This window comes from Herbaspirillum sp. VT-16-41 (assembly GCF_001994935.1).
GTDB classification, from domain to species: domain Bacteria; phylum Pseudomonadota; class Gammaproteobacteria; order Burkholderiales; family Burkholderiaceae_D; genus Herbaspirillum; species Herbaspirillum frisingense.
Genome location: NZ_MUXB01000020.1, coordinates 79,997 through 94,381, shown reverse-complemented (window position 1 = coordinate 94,381; position 14,385 = coordinate 79,997). Strand labels below are relative to the sequence as shown.

The window sequence follows — 14,385 nt, the reverse complement described above, 5'->3', positions numbered from 1 at the left end:
ACGGCCTCAGTGGCAGCCGCCGCCGTGGCTGCCCAGATTGGCTGGCTTCATCTCGTCCGGCAGGCTGGCCAGCCCCTGCAGGATGCCGCAATCCCGCGCCGGCTGTTCCACTTCGCACTGGGCGCGCAACTGGTGCAGTTGCTCCTGCAGGGCCTGCAGTTGCACGATGCGCTGTGCCACGTGGCCGATGTGCTTGTCCAGCAGGGCATTGACCTCGCCGCAGTTCTGCTCGGGCGCATCGCGCAGGCGCAGCAGTTCGCGCACCTCGTCCAGCGTCATGTCCAGCGAACGGCAATGGCGGATGAACTGCAGGCGTTCGACGTGCCGCTCACCGTAGAGCCGGTAGTTCGACGATGAACGCGTCGGCTCGGGCAGCAATGCCTCTTTCTCGTAATAACGGATGGTTTCCACCGGGCAATCGGCCTGGGCGGCCAGTTCGCCTATCTTGAGCGTATCCATGCGATCCTCGCTTGACCTTGTAGTTACTTCAGGGTTTTTAATATACCCCTGAAACCCGTTGGCTGCACAAGGAGCAAGGCATGACCGGAATCCATCACAAGCACGCGCATGACCACCAGCACGATCATCACGACCACGACCACGACCATGACCACCATCATGATCATGGGCAGCACCAGCACGCCCAGCCGCAAGCCTGCTGCGGCAGCCACGCCTGCGCCAGCGCTGCAACGCTGGCGGCACCGCGCAAGCTGGACGGCGTGACCGAACAGGCGGTCTTCTTCATTCAGAAGATGGACTGCCCGACTGAAGAAAAACTGATCCGTGAACGCCTCTCCAACATGAAGGGTGTAGGTACGCTGGAATTCAACCTGATCCAGCGCGAACTGACGGTGCAACACCAGTTGCCCTCCATCGCGCCGCTGGTCGCGACCCTCAAGGCGCTGGACATGCTGCCGGCCGTGAAGTCCGATTCGCTGGATGCCGACGCCGGGGGCGACCTGCCCGACCAGGCGGCCGCCTACCGCATCCCGGCCCGGCGCTGGGCGCTGCTGGGCCTGGCCAGCGTGGCGGCCCTGGGCGCCGAGGTGCTGGCCTGGACCAGCGGCGACGAACGCTCGCTGCCGGTGATCGCGCTGGCGCTGGCGGCCATCCTGCTGGGCGGGCTGGGCACGCTCAAGAAGGGCTGGATCGCCCTGCGCAACTTCTCGCTGAACATGAATTTCCTGATGTCGCTGGCCGTCATCGGCGCCGCCGTGATCGGCCAGTGGCCGGAAGCGGCGGTGGTGATCGTGCTGTTCACCCTGGCCGAGATGATCGAGGCGCTGTCACTGGACCGCGCCCGCAACGCCATCGCCGGGCTGATGGCGATGACCCCGGACATGGCCACCGTGCGCAGCGCCGATGGCAGCTGGAACAGCGTGCCGGCCGCCAGCGTGGCCGTGGACGCCATGGTGCGCGTGGCACCGGGCGAGCGCGTACCGCTCGATGGCCTGCTGGTCAGCGGCAGCACCAGCATCAACCAGGCGCCGATCACCGGCGAGAGCCTCCCGGTGGCCAAGCAGGCCGGCGATCCGGTCTTCGCCGGCACCATCAATGAACAGGGCGCCTTCGAGATGCGGGTCAGCGCCGCCCAGGCCGACTCCACCCTCTCGCGCATCGTCAGGAGCGTGCAGCAGGCCCAGGGCCAGCGCGCCCCGACCCAGCGCTTCGTGGACAACTTCGCGCGCTACTACATCCCGGCCGTGGTGGTGATGGCGGTGCTGGTGGCCCTGCTGCCGCCCTTGCTGACTGGTGCGCCCTTCCAGCCCTGGCTGTACAAGGCGCTGGTGCTGCTGGTCATCGCCTGCCCTTGCGCGCTGGTCATTTCCACGCCGGTGACCATCGTCAGCGGGCTGGCCTCGGCGGCCCGGCACGGCATCCTGATCAAGGGCGGGGTCTACCTGGAACAGGGCCGACGCCTGCGCGCCCTGGCGGTGGACAAGACCGGCACCCTGACCTTCGGCAAGCCGCGCCTGACCGACGTGGTCTCTCTGCAGGCGGATACCGACCAGCAGGCCCTGCTGCAACTGGCGGTGTCGCTGGCGGCGCGCTCGGACCACCCGGTCTCGCGTGCCATCGCGGTGCAGGAGGAGAGCCAGGAGGATAGGCAGGCACTGGAGGTGCAGGACTTCGCCGCCCTGGCCGGACGCGGCGTGCAAGGCCGCATCGACGGGCAATTGCTGCACCTGGGCAATCACCGCCTGGTGCATGAACTGGGCCAGTGCAGCCCGGAACTGGAGGCGCGCCTGCAAGGCTTCGAAAAGCAGGGCAAGACCACCACCCTGCTGTGCCGCGACGGCCGCCCGGAACTGCTGATGGCGGTGGCCGACACGGTGCGCCCCAGCAGCCGCCAGGCGGTGAGTGAACTGCAGGCCATGGGTGTTCAGGTGGTCATGCTGACCGGGGACAACAGCCACACCGCCCAGGCAATTGCCGGGCAGACCGGCATCACCGATGTCCGTGGCGACCAGTTGCCGGAAGACAAGCTGCAGGCCATCGAGCAGCTGCGCCAGCGCCATGGCGAGCGCAGCGTGGGCATGGTCGGTGACGGCATCAACGACGCCCCGGCCCTGGCGCGCGCCGATATCGGCTTTGCCATGGGCGCCGCCGGTACCGACACCGCCCTGGAGACGGCCGATGTCGCCCTGATGGACGACGACCTGCGCAAGATCGCCGACTTCATCGGCCTCTCGCGCCAGGCCCATGCCGTACTGGTGCAGAACATCAGCATCGCCCTGGGCATCAAGGCGGTATTCCTGGTGCTGGCGCTACTGGGGATGAGCTCGCTGTGGATGGCCGTGTTCGCCGACATGGGCGCCAGCCTGATCGTGGTCTTCAACGGCCTGCGGCTGGTGCGCGGCTTGCGCCAGCGCAAACCGGCCGGTTGATCGGCGACCGGCACAGCGACTATACTGGCGCCCATGATGCTGCGCGCAAAAATCCTCCTGCTCTGGCTGCTGGCGCTGGCGATTCCCCTCCAGGGTTTCGCCGCCGTGCTGCAGGCCTGCGCGCCGGCGATGCAGCCGCAACATCAGGGTCAACACCACGCCGGTCAGGCCAGCGCCACTGCCATAACCGCCGAAGCCACCCCTGCCGATCCTGCCGACCAGGCTGCACAGCATCACTCTCACCATCACCCGATGGCGCAAACCCTGGCCGATAGCGATCCTACACCGGCTTCCCCGCATGGCACGCAGCACGCCAACGCCTCCTGCAGCTTCTGCGCCGCCTGCACGGTGGGCGCCATCCTGCCGCTGGCACTGGCTACCGTTCCCGCGCCCGATCTTCCCTCGCACGACTATCTCGTGCAGCCGGCTTCCGGCTTCGTTGGCTACCTGCCGGAAAACCCCGACCGTCCCCCTGCCCTCGCCTGATCCCGTCCCGCGCACGTCCGCGTGCGTGTGAGCTCTGCCCCGTTACGTGTCGCATCCTGCATGCCGCACGACGGATGACGATCATCATCAGACGAGGATTTCATGATCCCCCATGTTTCACGCCCCTTGCGGGCAGTCGCCGTGGCCGCCTGCGCCATGCTGGCCGGCTGCGCGCAGCTCTCGCCCGACGCCGGCTTCGACCGGCTGGCACAGACCAGCACCGAGCGCCTGGGCCAGGCGCCTGCCTGGAACCGCACGCCCGAACAAGGCCAGGCCAGCCAGGACCGCGTCACCCGGCTTTTGCACGCCGATGGCAGCGCTGGCCCCACGGCCAACCGACTGGCCAGTGCCGATGACGCGGTACAAATCGCCCTGATCAACAACCCCGAACTGCAAGCCGCCTTCGCCGAACTGGGCGTGGCCGAGGCTGATCTGGTCCAGGCCGGGCGCCTGCCCAACCCCGGCTTTTCCTTTGCCCGCACCCATGCCGGCGACGACATCAAGATCGAGCGCAGCCTGTCGCTGGGCCTGATGCGCCTGCTGACCATGCCAGCCACCGCCCGCATCGAACAGCGCCGCTTCGAACAGGTCCGCCTGTCGCTGGCCGCACGCGTGCTGGCGCTGGCCGCACAAACCCGGCAGGCCTATTACCAGGCCGTGGCCGCGCAACAGGGCCTGACCTACCAGCAGCAGGTCGCCGATGCCGCCGACGCCGCGCACGAACTGGCCGCGCAGATGGCCCGCCTGGGCAACATCAGCAAACTGGACGCCGCCCGCGAACAGTTCTTCTACGGCCAGGCGCAAGCCAGCCTGCAACAGGCCCAGCGCCTGGCCGCGCAGGACAAGGAAACCCTGGCCCGCCTGCTGGGCCTGGCGCCCGACTTCGCCCTGCCGGCGCAACTGCCGGCCCTGCCCGCGCAACTGGATGCCCTGGGCGACGTCGAGCAGCAGGCATTGCAACAGCGGCTCGACGTACAGGCTGCCCGCACCGAACTGGAAGGCCTGCAAGGATCGCTGGGCCTGACCCGCGCCACGCGCCTGGTCAACGTGCTGGACCTGGGCGCGCTGCGCACGTCCGAAAGCGGCAAGCCGCCCGAGATCGGCTACGAGATCTCCATCGAGATCCCGCTCTTCGACTGGGGCGAGGCCCGCGTCGCCAAGGCCGAGGCGATCTACCTGCAAGGCGCCCACAAGCTGGCCGGTGCCGTGCTGGACGCCCGCGCCCAGGCGCGCCTGGCCTGGCGCCAACGACAGGACGCCTACGCCCTGGCACGACGCTATCGCGACCAGTTGCTGCCGCTGCGCCAGCGCATCGCCGAAGAAAACCTGCTGCGCTACAACGGCATGCTGCTGAGCGTCTTCGCGCTGCTGGCCGATGCCCGCGAACAGGCCAGCACCGTCAACGCCGCCATCGACGCCCAGCGCGATTTCTGGATCGCCGACGCCGCCCTGCAACTGGCCCTCAACGGCCGCCCCACCCAAGGAACGCAACCATGAACCCGAGCGACAAGGACCGCCGCCACTTCCTGCGCGGCGCCGCCCTGGCGGTGACGGCCGGCGCCGTCAGCCGCGTCGGCGCGGCCAGCCTGCCCGAAGCCGCGCTGCAGACCAGCGCCGCCACCCAGCCACCGCTGCAACCGGCCACTGGCCGCCCCTATCAACCGGTAGTCACGCTCAACGGCTGGACCTTGCCCTGGCGCATGAAGAACGGCGTCAAGGAATTCCACCTGGTGGCAGAACCGGTAGTGCGTGAAATCGCCCCCGGCATGAAAGCCAATCTGTGGGGCTACAACGGCCAGAGCCCTGGCCCCACCATCGAAGTGGTGGAAGGCGATCGGGTACGCATCTTCGTGACCAACAAGTTGCCCGAGGCGACCTCGGTGCACTGGCATGGCCAGCGCCTGCCCAACGGCATGGATGGTGTGTCCGGGCTGACCCAGCCGGCCATCCCGCCGGGCAAGACCTATGTCTATGAATTCACCGCCCGGCGCGCCGGTACCTTCATGTACCACCCGCATGCCGACGAGATGGTGCAGATGGCCATGGGCATGATGGGCTTCTGGGTCACCCATCCCAGGGACCCCGGCCAGATGCGCGTGGACCGCGACTTCGTGTTCCTGATGAATGCCTACGACATCGCACCCGGTGCGGCCGTCCCCAAGGTCAGCACCATGCTGGACTTCAATCTCTGGACCTGGAACAGCCGCGCCTTCCCCGGCATCGACCCGCTGGTGGTGCGGCAGAACGATCGCGTGCGCATCCGCGTGGGCAACCTGACCATGACCAACCATCCCCTGCATCTGCACGGTCACGAATTCAGCGTCACCGGCACCGACGGCGGCTGGGTGCCACCCTCGGCACGCTGGCCCGAGGTCACCACCGACATCGCCGTGGGCCAGATGCGCGCCATCGAGTTCGACGCCACCGAGGAAGGCGACTGGGCGCTGCACTGTCACAAGGCCCACCACACCATGAACGCCATGGGTCACGACGTCCCGACCATGATCGGAGTGGACCAGTCACGGGTGGTCGAGAAGATCAGCAAGCTCATCCCCGACTACATGGCCATGGGTGACAAGGGTGGCTCGATGGACGGCATGGAGATGCCGCTGCCCGACAATACCTTGCCGATGATGACCGGGACCGGCCCCTACGGCCCCATCGAAATGGGCGGCATGTTCAGCACCGTCAAAGTACGCCGCCACCTGGCCCGCGACGATTACCGCGACCCCGGCTGGTACCGCGCCCCCGGCGGCACGGTAGCCCGCGAATGGCAGGGAGACATGCCCGAGGCCAGGCGCGCGGTCGGCAGCCATACCAAACCGGCAGCGCCGGCCCCGCTGGACGTGGTCAAGCCGGGCGGGCACCACGGCCACTGAGCAAGCTACTGAACCAGCCCACCCAACAACTTCAGCTTTACACCATCAAGAAAGGAAGCATCATGTTACGCACCCTCCTCCTCACCCTGGCTCTCTCGCTGCCCGTGCTGGGCGTCCATGCCCAGGGCACGGCACCCAAGGTCGACGGCGAAATCCGCAAGGTCGATGCCGCTGCCGGCAAGCTCACCATCCGCCACGGCGACATCCCCAACCTGCAGATGTCCGGCATGACCATGGTCTTCAAGGCCGCGCCGGAAATCATCGGACGCGCCCATGAAGGCGAGAAGATCAGCTTCACCGCCGACCGCATCGATGGCGCGCTCACCGTCACCTCGCTGGAGAGCCGGAACTGATCGGCACCGACGGGTGCGGGGCGACGAACTGAATGCGCAATGCCGGATGTAAATTTCGTCGCCCCGAGGGCCATTCCCCTGCGGCGTTGGCGTTATCATCGGTTTTTTTCCATAACAGGCCATCGCGCCGACACAACAGAGGAGACCCGGCATGCCCCAAGTGATCCAGCAAACGCCCTCGGCCTATGGCTATCCACTGCTGATCAAGCAATTGCTGCACAGCGCCCTGTCCACCGCCCCCGACCAGGAAATCATCTACGGCCAGCGCCGCCTCACCTATACCGGCTTCTACCAGCGGGTACAGCGGCTGGCCAATGTGCTCAAGGAAATGGGCGTCCAGGCCGGCAACACCGTGGCCGTGATGGACTGGGACAGCAACCGCTATCTCGAATGCTTCTTCGCCGTACCGATGATGGGATGCGTGCTGCAGACGGTCAACGTGCGCCTGTCGCCGGAGCAGATCGCCTACACCCTCAACCATGCGCAGGCTGACGTGCTGCTGGTCAATTCCGACTTCATGCCGGTGCTCAAGCAGATCCGCGGCGAACTCACCACCCTGACCCGCTGCGTACTGCTCACCGACGACGACACCCCCTGCCCGCGCGGCCCCGGCTTTGCCGGCGAATATGAAGAACTGCTGGCCCAGGCCGAGGCCAGCTACAGCTTCCCCGACTTCAACGAAAACGCCCGCGCCACCACCTTCTACACCACCGGCACCACCGGCCTGCCCAAGGGCGTCTACTTCAGCCACCGGCAACTGGTCCTGCACACCCTGGGCACCACCGCAGGCCTGGCACTGGCCCCGCAGCAAGGCCGCCTGCACCGCGACGACGTCTACATGCCACTGACCCCGATGTTCCACGTCCACGCATGGGGCCTGCCCTATGTCGCGACCATGGCCGGCGTCAAGCAGGTCTACCCTGGCCGCTACGTCCCCGACACCATCTGCCGCCTGATCCGCGAAGAAAAGGTCACCTTCTCGCATTGCGTACCGACCATCCTGCAGATGATCCTGTCATCGGAACAGGCCCGCCATACCGACCTCACCGGCTGGAAGATGATCATCGGCGGCTCCGCCATGACCGGCGCCCTGGTCAATGCCGCGCTGGAGCGCGGCATTGATGTCTTCACCGGCTACGGCATGTCCGAGACCTGCCCGGTCCTGACCCTGGCCCAGGTCGCCACTGCCGACCTTGGCAGCGACCGCGAAACCACCCTACGCCTGAAGACCGGCCGCCCGCTGCCCCTGGTGGCCTTACGCACGGTCGATGGAGAGATGAACGACTGCCCGCACGACGGCAAGAGCACGGGAGAAGTCATCGTCCGCGCCCCCTGGCTGACCCAGGGCTACCTGCACCAGCCCGAAGCCTCGGAAGACCTCTGGCACGGTGGCTGGCTGCACACCCAGGACATTGGCCACATCGACGCCGAAGGCTACCTGCAGGTCACCGACCGCATCAAGGACGTCATCAAGACCGGAGGCGAATGGGTATCGTCACTCCAGATCGAAGACATCATCGCCCGCCACCCCGCCGTCGCCGAAACCGCGGTCATCGGCATCCAGGACGGCAAATGGGGCGAGCGCCCGATCGCCCTGGTGGTATTGAAAAAAGACAGCACAGGCGTGAATGAAGAAGACATCCGCCGCCACGTCATGGCCGCTGCCGAAGCCGGCACCATCTCCCGCTACGGCGTACCTGACCGCGTCCAGTTCGTCACCGAACTGGCCCGCACCAGCGTAGGCAAGCTGAACAAGCGCGTCATGCGCGAGCAGTATCCGACAACGGGAAAATGAAGAGAAGAAAGCGGGAGCAGTGATTTCACAAAGATGACCAAGAGCGCGAGGCCGAAGGCGAGAGTTCAGCGCGAAGCCGAAGGCGAGCAACACACCGCGATGCCGAAGGCGAGCCGGTCACGCTTTCCCCCTTGGGAGCCAGCCGCCGCAGTGAAACGAAAAGTGGATCAGAAAAATAGTGGGAGCGAAGCGACTCTATTTTTCCCACTTTTTGTTTCACTGTGGCGGGAACCCTCCGCAGGAGGGCTGGCTCTTGGGGGCCGTTTTCTTTGCTCACTTTCTTTGGCGGGCCAAAGAAAGTGAGCGGCTGCCGGGCCGCCCCCGGCGCTCCCCTCCGACCGGAGAGAGAAAGAATTAAGTCAGTGCGCAGAACAGCACACCGTGCAGACTACCCGAACCAGAACCAGAACCAGAACCAGAACCCGCATCCGACCCCGAACCCGCATCGAACACAACCTGAAGCACAAAACAAAAACGCCGCCCAGCCCAAGCCAGACGGCGTCCAAGTTCATACAGCAAGGATCAGTTGAAGATCACGGTCTTATGCCCATTGAGCAAAATCCGATGCTCGGTAAACCACTTCACCGCCCGCGCCAACACCACACACTCGATATCGCGCCCGATGGCAGTCAGCGTATCCGGCCCCATCGAATGATCCACCCGCTCCACCCCCTGCTCGATGATCGGCCCCTCATCCAGATCACCGGTCACAAAGTGCGCAGTCGCCCCGATCAGCTTCACCCCCCGGTCATGGGCCTGATAATAAGGCTTGGCCCCCTTGAAACTCGGCAGGAAGGAATGGTGGATATTGATCGCCCGCCCACGCAAAGCCTCGCACATCTCAGGCGACAGAATCTGCATATAACGCGCCAGCACCACCAGATCGATCTGGTTCGCATCCACGATCTCCATGATCCGCTGCTCCTGCGCCCGCTTCACCTCAGCCGGCGCACCGGTAGCCAACGGCAGATGATGGAAAGGAATGTTATAGCTCGCCGCCAGCTGATAGAAATCCGTATGGTTCGACACGATCGCCGGAATCTCCACCGGCAGCAGACCACTCTTGTAGCGGAACAGCAGATCGTTCAGACAATGCCCGATCTTGGACACCATCAGCATCACACGCGGCTTCTTGCCCGCATCATGCAACTGCCAGTTCATCTGCAGCGCATCCCCCAGCACGCCGAAATCGGCCCGCAGCGCCGCATCCGACACCGCCGCATCCTCCGAAGAGAAATGCACGCGCATGAAGAAAAGCCGGGATTGCGCATCGCCAAACTGCGCCGAATCGATGATGTTACAGCCGTGATCGGCCAGGAAGCCCGAGACGCGATGCACGATGCCGCGCTGGTCCAGGCAGGACAAGGTAAGGATGTATTCCGGGTGAGCCATGAGAATGTACTGAAAAGCGCCAGCGTCCCCACAGGTAACGCCGGGTTGGCGTCACCACCGGCCTGGCAGGCCGGCTAAAAGGACGAAAGGCGCTATTGTCGCACGGCCGGGCGACGCGGACAAATCCCGCGCCATGGAGAAACGCCGCGTACACGACACGGCAAGCCAATGACACCGAAATCGGCGCAATTGACCGTCAAAGCCCGCAGATGGCGACACAGACAAGCAGGTTTCCAGAAAGAAACCTAGCCACCTCATCGCCCACGCCACTACGCCAGCCCATCCCCGGATGGTGGCCGGTGCGCCGCACCCGCCACCACCCGCAGTGGCTCTCAGGCAGTCTTCTGCAGCAGATCCTTCTGCTCGTGCCCGCCACCGACCTGCAGATCACCCGCCAGCTGGCCGCCCTCTTCGATGACCAGCTTGCCGTAGCGGATCTTGCCGGTGACCTTGCCGCTGGCATAGATGACCAGCTTCTGGCGCACCGTGAGGTCGCCATCGAACTCGCCACGGATCTCGGCCAGGTCGATCTCGGCCGAGCCCTTGAAGGCGCCACGTTCGGCGATCTGCACCACGCGGCAATTGATGGTGGCCTGCACCTTGCCTTCCACCACCAGGGTGTCGCAGTCCTCGATCTCGCCCTTGACCTTGATATTGGGGCCGACGGTGAGCTTGCTGCCGGTCTCCTCGGTCGCCGCAGGTGCGCTGGCGGTGGTGCTGGACACGGAAGAGGGATACTGATTGGGTTTATTGACGCTGGTCACATTGCCGCCTGTAGAAGAAGAGACGCTATTGCCCGCACTGCTGAACGGGGAGTTGGTCGAGCTGGTTTCGCGTTTGCCGAAGAGGGATTCCGAGCGAAGCATGTGATCTCCTGAAATGGTAGTGCCTGAAGCAAAAAAAATGACACGCGTCATGACGCGCGAAGAAGAGCATGCGCAACAGTGCGCACGCGAACGTAGCGTTGCCCCGGGTGACCGGCTGCAGATATCCGGAGCTTCAGCGGATATCCGGGCAGGTGATCAGCGACAGGACGCCACGCCCACAGGTCGAACCCTCCCGCAGCGATCGTCACGGTCGAGGACCGGGATGCGCCACCTGGAAGCGATGCCGCAGGGCATTGTCCGGGAGGAAACCTGTGCGGTTCGGCAGGATGCCTTTTGCAAAGTTCACGATAATTTTGTAACAGCGAAGAAGCCTTTCTCCGCAATGAATACAGGGCAAATTATTTATATTTTGAAGCGCCTTGTAACTAAAAAAAATGTAACAGTTGCCTTCAACACCGCGTCGCCTGCAGGCGACACCCATCCTTCTGCAATCCGCTCTGGACGCGACTCCCAAGGCCATCCACATTTTTCCAAGAGGGCCTTTCAGATGCAGATACGCATCCCTAAAACTTAGTCTTTCAGATGCTCTGCATTCTCTACCTTTCCCGCTCCCCGGGGCTGGCACGGATGGAGAAATCCACCATCCGCAACCGCAAGAAGAGCAAAGAAGAGATGCAGAGACAGGCGATACAACGCGGAGAAAAAAGCGCCAGGATGTGAGCCGATGTAAGCGATGAAAATGAATGTCATCGCGCCAGCACATCCGGGTCAGCCGATTTATGATGATGTCCTTTGACGATGTGCACGCTGCGCGCCCAGGCATCCGCCTGCCCTGCCGTAGCTGTCCCGCTGCCCTGATCACACCATGAGCCACGAACAGATCCCCTCGCCGGAATCGCTGGATTCCTTTGGCGCCCAACTTTTCCCGGCCCGGCGCGATTCCGCCGCAGCACGGGCGGTGGCCACACTGATCGCCGTCATCAGCTGGTTCGCCTTCGTGGCGCAGACCGATATCACCATCGGCCGCCTGCTGGCACGCGGCGGCGGCGTGCTCGATGGGCTGGTCCGGCTGACCATGTACCTGACCAACCTCACCATCCTGATGAGCGCGCTGTGCTTTACCTCGCTGGCGTTTTCGCTGAAGACACCCCTGAGCCGCTTCTTCCGGCAGCCTTCGGTGATCTCGGCGGTGGTGGCCTATCTGGCCTTCGTGGGGATTGCGTACAACCTCTTGTTGCGTCATCTATGGACGCCGACGGGTTTTCGTGCGCTGGTCAATGAGAGCCTGCATACGGTGGTGCCGCTGCTGGCCATTGCCTACTGGATCTTCTTCGTGCCGGTGTTCCGGACCTCGCTGCGCAAGTCCCTGCTGTGGCTGGTGTACCCGCTGGGCTACCTGTTGCTCACGCTATGGCGCGGGGCCTTGTCGGGCTTCTATCCCTACCCCTTCATCGACGTCAATGCCCTGGGCTATCCGCGCGTGCTGCTCAATGCCAGCCTGCTGCTGGCCAGCTTCATCGCACTGATGGGCTTGTTCATCGCCGTGAACCGATCCGGCAAACCGGTCCTGCATCGTCGCTAGTGCCGCTTATCCTCTACACCATGGGCTCCGCAATGGCGAGCAGCAGCAGGAACAACATGGAGACGATGAAACCGGTGGCCATGAACAGGTATTGAAACGCTTTGAGCAAAATGATCCCCTCAACGAACTGATCCGCAGCGACCCGGGCGCCACGGCCCATCCCCTGGTCCGTCGCCCTGTCCAGCCCGGTTGCCGGGCCATGCTGCGCGTAGAGCGCAGCCGGATACGTCATGGGATTGTAGAGGCATCCGGTCGCGCGCCCGGCATCCTACCTCTTCTTTTACGCAGTTTTTCATTGTCTCTTGGTGCAGGTTTCTTCACATTTTTAGCCCGAAACTTGCTCGATTACGCAAAAGGACACATCCTTGTCATACGGTCGCGCTAAGCTCGCCCCGCAACGCGCCAACCCACCACAATATCCGACAGGAAACTCATCCATGAGCCAGCACGACGACGACATCGCCGGCAGTCAGCCCGCGTCCGAAGATTCCTTAACGCCTTCCCCCCATCCCGGCCGCCGCCGCTTCCTGGGCGGCATGGCCGCGCTGGGCGCCGGCAGCGCGCTGGCCGCCTGCGCCACCGAGGGCCAGGGGCCGGGCCCGGTGCCCTACCCCAGCGGCAATCCGGCCGATGCCGCGGCACTGGACCGCGCCCTGCGCGACAACGTCAAGACCGTCGTGGTCATCTACGCCGAAAACCGCAGCTTCAACAACCTCTTCGCCGATTTCCCCGGCCTGGAAAAGCCGCTGTCCTCGGTCAAGGCCTCCGATTACCAGCAACGCGACCGCGACGGCAGCCTGCTCAAGCAATTGCCACCGGTCTGGAGCGGCGTGGTGATCCAGGAGCAGAGCATCGAAGGCGTGACCTACCCGGCCGGCAAGCAATACCAGAGCGACCTGCCCAATGCGCCCTTCGCGCTCAAGGGACCGCAGGGCGAAGCCCTGCCGCTGGGCCTGGTCACGCGTGACCTGTGGCACGTGTTCTACCAGAACCAGATGCAGATCAACGGCGGCAAGAATGACGGTTTCGTGGCCTGGGCCGACTCCGGTGGCCTGACCATGGGGCATTACGCCGACACCCGCTACAACCTGCGCCTGTGGGACGTGGCACGCGAGTTCGTGCTGTGCGACAACTTCTTCCAGGGCGCCTTCGGCGGCTCCTTCCTGAACCACCAATACCTGATCTGCGCCGCCCCGCCCTACTATCCGGATGTGATGAATTCGGTCTCGCGCACCCAGGTGGCCAAGACCCGCAACAACGATCCGCTCTCACCGGAACTGGTACCGGCCGAAAACAGCCCCGCCAGCGCCCTGCAAGGGCCGCCCAAGTTCGGCCCCAGCGCGCTCACCCCGGACGGCTACGCGGTCAACACCATGGCCCCGCCCTATTGGCCGACCTGGAGCCGCGACCGCAACAACCCGGCCTATGCCGAACCCAACCAGCCCAGCGTGCTGGTGCCGCAGGTGCACGAACACATCGGCGACAAGCTCAACAAGAAGGGCATCGACTGGGCCTGGTATGCCGGCGCCTGGCAGGCCACGCTGGACGAGTTCAAGGACTCCAAGGGCATTCCCAAGATTCCCAATTTCCAGTACCACCACCAACCCTTCAACTACTTCAAGAACCTGGGCCCGGACAATCCGGCCGAGCGCAACAAACGCCTGCGTGACGGTGGCCTGGGCGACGAATCGCGGACCAACCGCTTCCTGGCCGATGTCGAAGCCGGCCGCCTGCCGCCGGTGAGCTTCTACAAGCCCCAGGGCAACCTCAACCTGCACGCCGGCTATGCCGACATCGCCTCCGGCGACCGTCACATCGCGCACATCATCAAGAGCCTGCAGGCCAGCCCGCAGTGGAAGAACATGGTGGTGGTGATCACCTTCGACGAAAACGGCGGCTGGTGGGATCACGTGGCCCCGCCCAAGGGCGACCGCTGGGGTCCGGGCACCCGCGTACCTGCACTGGTGGTCTCGCCCTTCGCCCGCAAGGGGACGGTGGACCACACCATCTACGACACTGCCTCCATCCTGCGCCTGATCACCCGCACCTTCGGCCTGGAAAAGCTGGACGGTCTCAAGCAGCGCGACGAAGCCATGATCGCCCGCGGCCAGCAGCCCATGGGTGACCTGACCAACGCCTTGCAGTTCAAGGCCTGATCCGCCGCGACTGTTTTTTCGCTGATC

13 protein-coding genes are annotated in these 14,385 nt (G+C 64.6%); 9 read left to right on the top strand and 4 right to left on the bottom strand.

What is annotated here, in order from left to right:
- Nucleotides 1-6 precede the first annotated feature (6 nt).
- A complete protein-coding gene (cadR, locus tag BTM36_RS02290; protein ID WP_077235054.1) occupies nucleotides 7-459 on the bottom strand; it encodes a Cd(II)/Pb(II)-responsive transcriptional regulator in 453 nt (150 codons plus the stop codon).
- 80 nt (nucleotides 460-539) lie between these two features.
- On the opposite strand from cadR, the gene BTM36_RS02285 reads away from it, so the two are divergent.
- From BTM36_RS02285 to BTM36_RS02260, 6 genes are all read left to right on the top strand, one after another.
- Nucleotides 540-2,888 carry a heavy metal translocating P-type ATPase gene (locus BTM36_RS02285; protein ID WP_077235053.1) on the top strand — a complete coding sequence of 783 codons (2,349 nt, stop codon included), beginning with the start codon at nucleotides 540-542 and terminating at the stop codon, nucleotides 2,886-2,888.
- Nucleotides 2,889-2,921: 33 nt separating this feature from the next.
- Complete coding sequence (locus BTM36_RS02280) at nucleotides 2,922-3,374, top strand: hypothetical protein (protein ID WP_077235052.1); 453 nt, start codon at nucleotides 2,922-2,924, stop codon at nucleotides 3,372-3,374.
- A 102-nt stretch (nucleotides 3,375-3,476) separates the two neighbouring features.
- Complete coding sequence (locus tag BTM36_RS02275; RefSeq protein ID WP_077235051.1) at nucleotides 3,477-4,871, top strand: TolC family protein; 1,395 nt, start codon at nucleotides 3,477-3,479, stop codon at nucleotides 4,869-4,871.
- Nucleotides 4,868-6,253, top strand: coding sequence for a multicopper oxidase family protein (locus tag BTM36_RS02270; protein WP_077235050.1), 1,386 nt, complete (start codon nucleotides 4,868-4,870; stop codon nucleotides 6,251-6,253). The genes BTM36_RS02275 and BTM36_RS02270 overlap by 4 nt, the downstream gene beginning before the upstream one ends.
- A 62-nt stretch (nucleotides 6,254-6,315) precedes the next feature.
- On the top strand, nucleotides 6,316-6,606 hold the full coding sequence (locus BTM36_RS02265) for a copper-binding protein (protein WP_077235049.1): 291 nt from the start codon (nucleotides 6,316-6,318) through the stop codon (nucleotides 6,604-6,606).
- Nucleotides 6,607-6,757: 151 nt separating this feature from the next.
- Nucleotides 6,758-8,401 carry a fatty acid--CoA ligase gene (locus BTM36_RS02260; protein WP_077235048.1) on the top strand — a complete coding sequence of 548 codons (1,644 nt, stop codon included), beginning with the start codon at nucleotides 6,758-6,760 and terminating at the stop codon, nucleotides 8,399-8,401.
- Between the two features lie 522 nt (nucleotides 8,402-8,923).
- On the opposite strand, the gene purU is transcribed toward BTM36_RS02260, so the two are convergent.
- Both purU and BTM36_RS02250 read right to left on the bottom strand, forming a co-directional pair.
- A complete protein-coding gene (purU, locus tag BTM36_RS02255) occupies nucleotides 8,924-9,793 on the bottom strand; it encodes a formyltetrahydrofolate deformylase (protein ID WP_077235047.1) in 870 nt (289 codons plus the stop codon).
- 332 nt (nucleotides 9,794-10,125) lie between these two features.
- Nucleotides 10,126-10,659 carry a polymer-forming cytoskeletal protein gene (locus BTM36_RS02250; protein WP_077235046.1) on the bottom strand — a complete coding sequence of 178 codons (534 nt, stop codon included), beginning with the start codon at nucleotides 10,657-10,659 and terminating at the stop codon, nucleotides 10,126-10,128.
- Between the two features lie 223 nt (nucleotides 10,660-10,882).
- Here BTM36_RS02250 and BTM36_RS27550 point away from each other — a divergent pair, with 223 nt between their 5' ends.
- Nucleotides 10,883-11,194 carry a hypothetical protein gene (locus BTM36_RS27550; RefSeq protein ID WP_139347025.1) on the top strand — a complete coding sequence of 104 codons (312 nt, stop codon included), beginning with the start codon at nucleotides 10,883-10,885 and terminating at the stop codon, nucleotides 11,192-11,194.
- Between the two features lie 291 nt (nucleotides 11,195-11,485).
- Nucleotides 11,486-12,202: a Pr6Pr family membrane protein gene (locus BTM36_RS02245; RefSeq protein WP_077235045.1), complete on the top strand. Its 717-nt coding sequence runs from the start codon at nucleotides 11,486-11,488 to the stop codon at nucleotides 12,200-12,202.
- 13 nt (nucleotides 12,203-12,215) lie between these two features.
- Here BTM36_RS02245 and BTM36_RS02240 read toward each other — a convergent pair whose 3' ends face one another.
- The gene (locus BTM36_RS02240; protein ID WP_077235044.1) at nucleotides 12,216-12,434 is read right to left on the bottom strand and encodes a hypothetical protein; all 219 of its coding nucleotides are present in this window, start codon (nucleotides 12,432-12,434) and stop codon (nucleotides 12,216-12,218) included.
- Nucleotides 12,435-12,639: 205 nt separating this feature from the next.
- Here BTM36_RS02240 and BTM36_RS02235 point away from each other — a divergent pair, with 205 nt between their 5' ends.
- Complete coding sequence (locus tag BTM36_RS02235; protein WP_077235043.1) at nucleotides 12,640-14,358, top strand: acid phosphatase; 1,719 nt, start codon at nucleotides 12,640-12,642, stop codon at nucleotides 14,356-14,358.
- The last annotated feature ends 27 nt before the right edge of the window (nucleotides 14,359-14,385 follow it).

Bases quoted from the DNA above. Each gene is read 5' to 3' on its own strand.
- cadR (WP_077235054.1), bottom strand. From the start codon at position 459: ATGGATACGCTCAAGATAGGCGAACTGGCCGCCCAGGCCGATTGCCCG.
- BTM36_RS02285 (WP_077235053.1), top strand. From the start codon at position 540: ATGACCGGAATCCATCACAAGCACGCGCATGACCACCAGCACGATCAT.
- BTM36_RS02280 (WP_077235052.1), top strand. From the start codon at position 2,922: ATGATGCTGCGCGCAAAAATCCTCCTGCTCTGGCTGCTGGCGCTGGCG.
- BTM36_RS02275 (WP_077235051.1), top strand. From the start codon at position 3,477: ATGATCCCCCATGTTTCACGCCCCTTGCGGGCAGTCGCCGTGGCCGCC.
- BTM36_RS02270 (WP_077235050.1), top strand. From the start codon at position 4,868: ATGAACCCGAGCGACAAGGACCGCCGCCACTTCCTGCGCGGCGCCGCC.
- BTM36_RS02265 (WP_077235049.1), top strand. From the start codon at position 6,316: ATGTTACGCACCCTCCTCCTCACCCTGGCTCTCTCGCTGCCCGTGCTG.
- BTM36_RS02260 (WP_077235048.1), top strand. From the start codon at position 6,758: ATGCCCCAAGTGATCCAGCAAACGCCCTCGGCCTATGGCTATCCACTG.
- purU (WP_077235047.1), bottom strand. From the start codon at position 9,793: ATGGCTCACCCGGAATACATCCTTACCTTGTCCTGCCTGGACCAGCGC.
- BTM36_RS02250 (WP_077235046.1), bottom strand. From the start codon at position 10,659: ATGCTTCGCTCGGAATCCCTCTTCGGCAAACGCGAAACCAGCTCGACC.
- BTM36_RS27550 (WP_139347025.1), top strand. From the start codon at position 10,883: ATGCGCCACCTGGAAGCGATGCCGCAGGGCATTGTCCGGGAGGAAACC.
- BTM36_RS02245 (WP_077235045.1), top strand. From the start codon at position 11,486: ATGAGCCACGAACAGATCCCCTCGCCGGAATCGCTGGATTCCTTTGGC.
- BTM36_RS02240 (WP_077235044.1), bottom strand. From the start codon at position 12,434: ATGACGTATCCGGCTGCGCTCTACGCGCAGCATGGCCCGGCAACCGGG.
- BTM36_RS02235 (WP_077235043.1), top strand. From the start codon at position 12,640: ATGAGCCAGCACGACGACGACATCGCCGGCAGTCAGCCCGCGTCCGAA.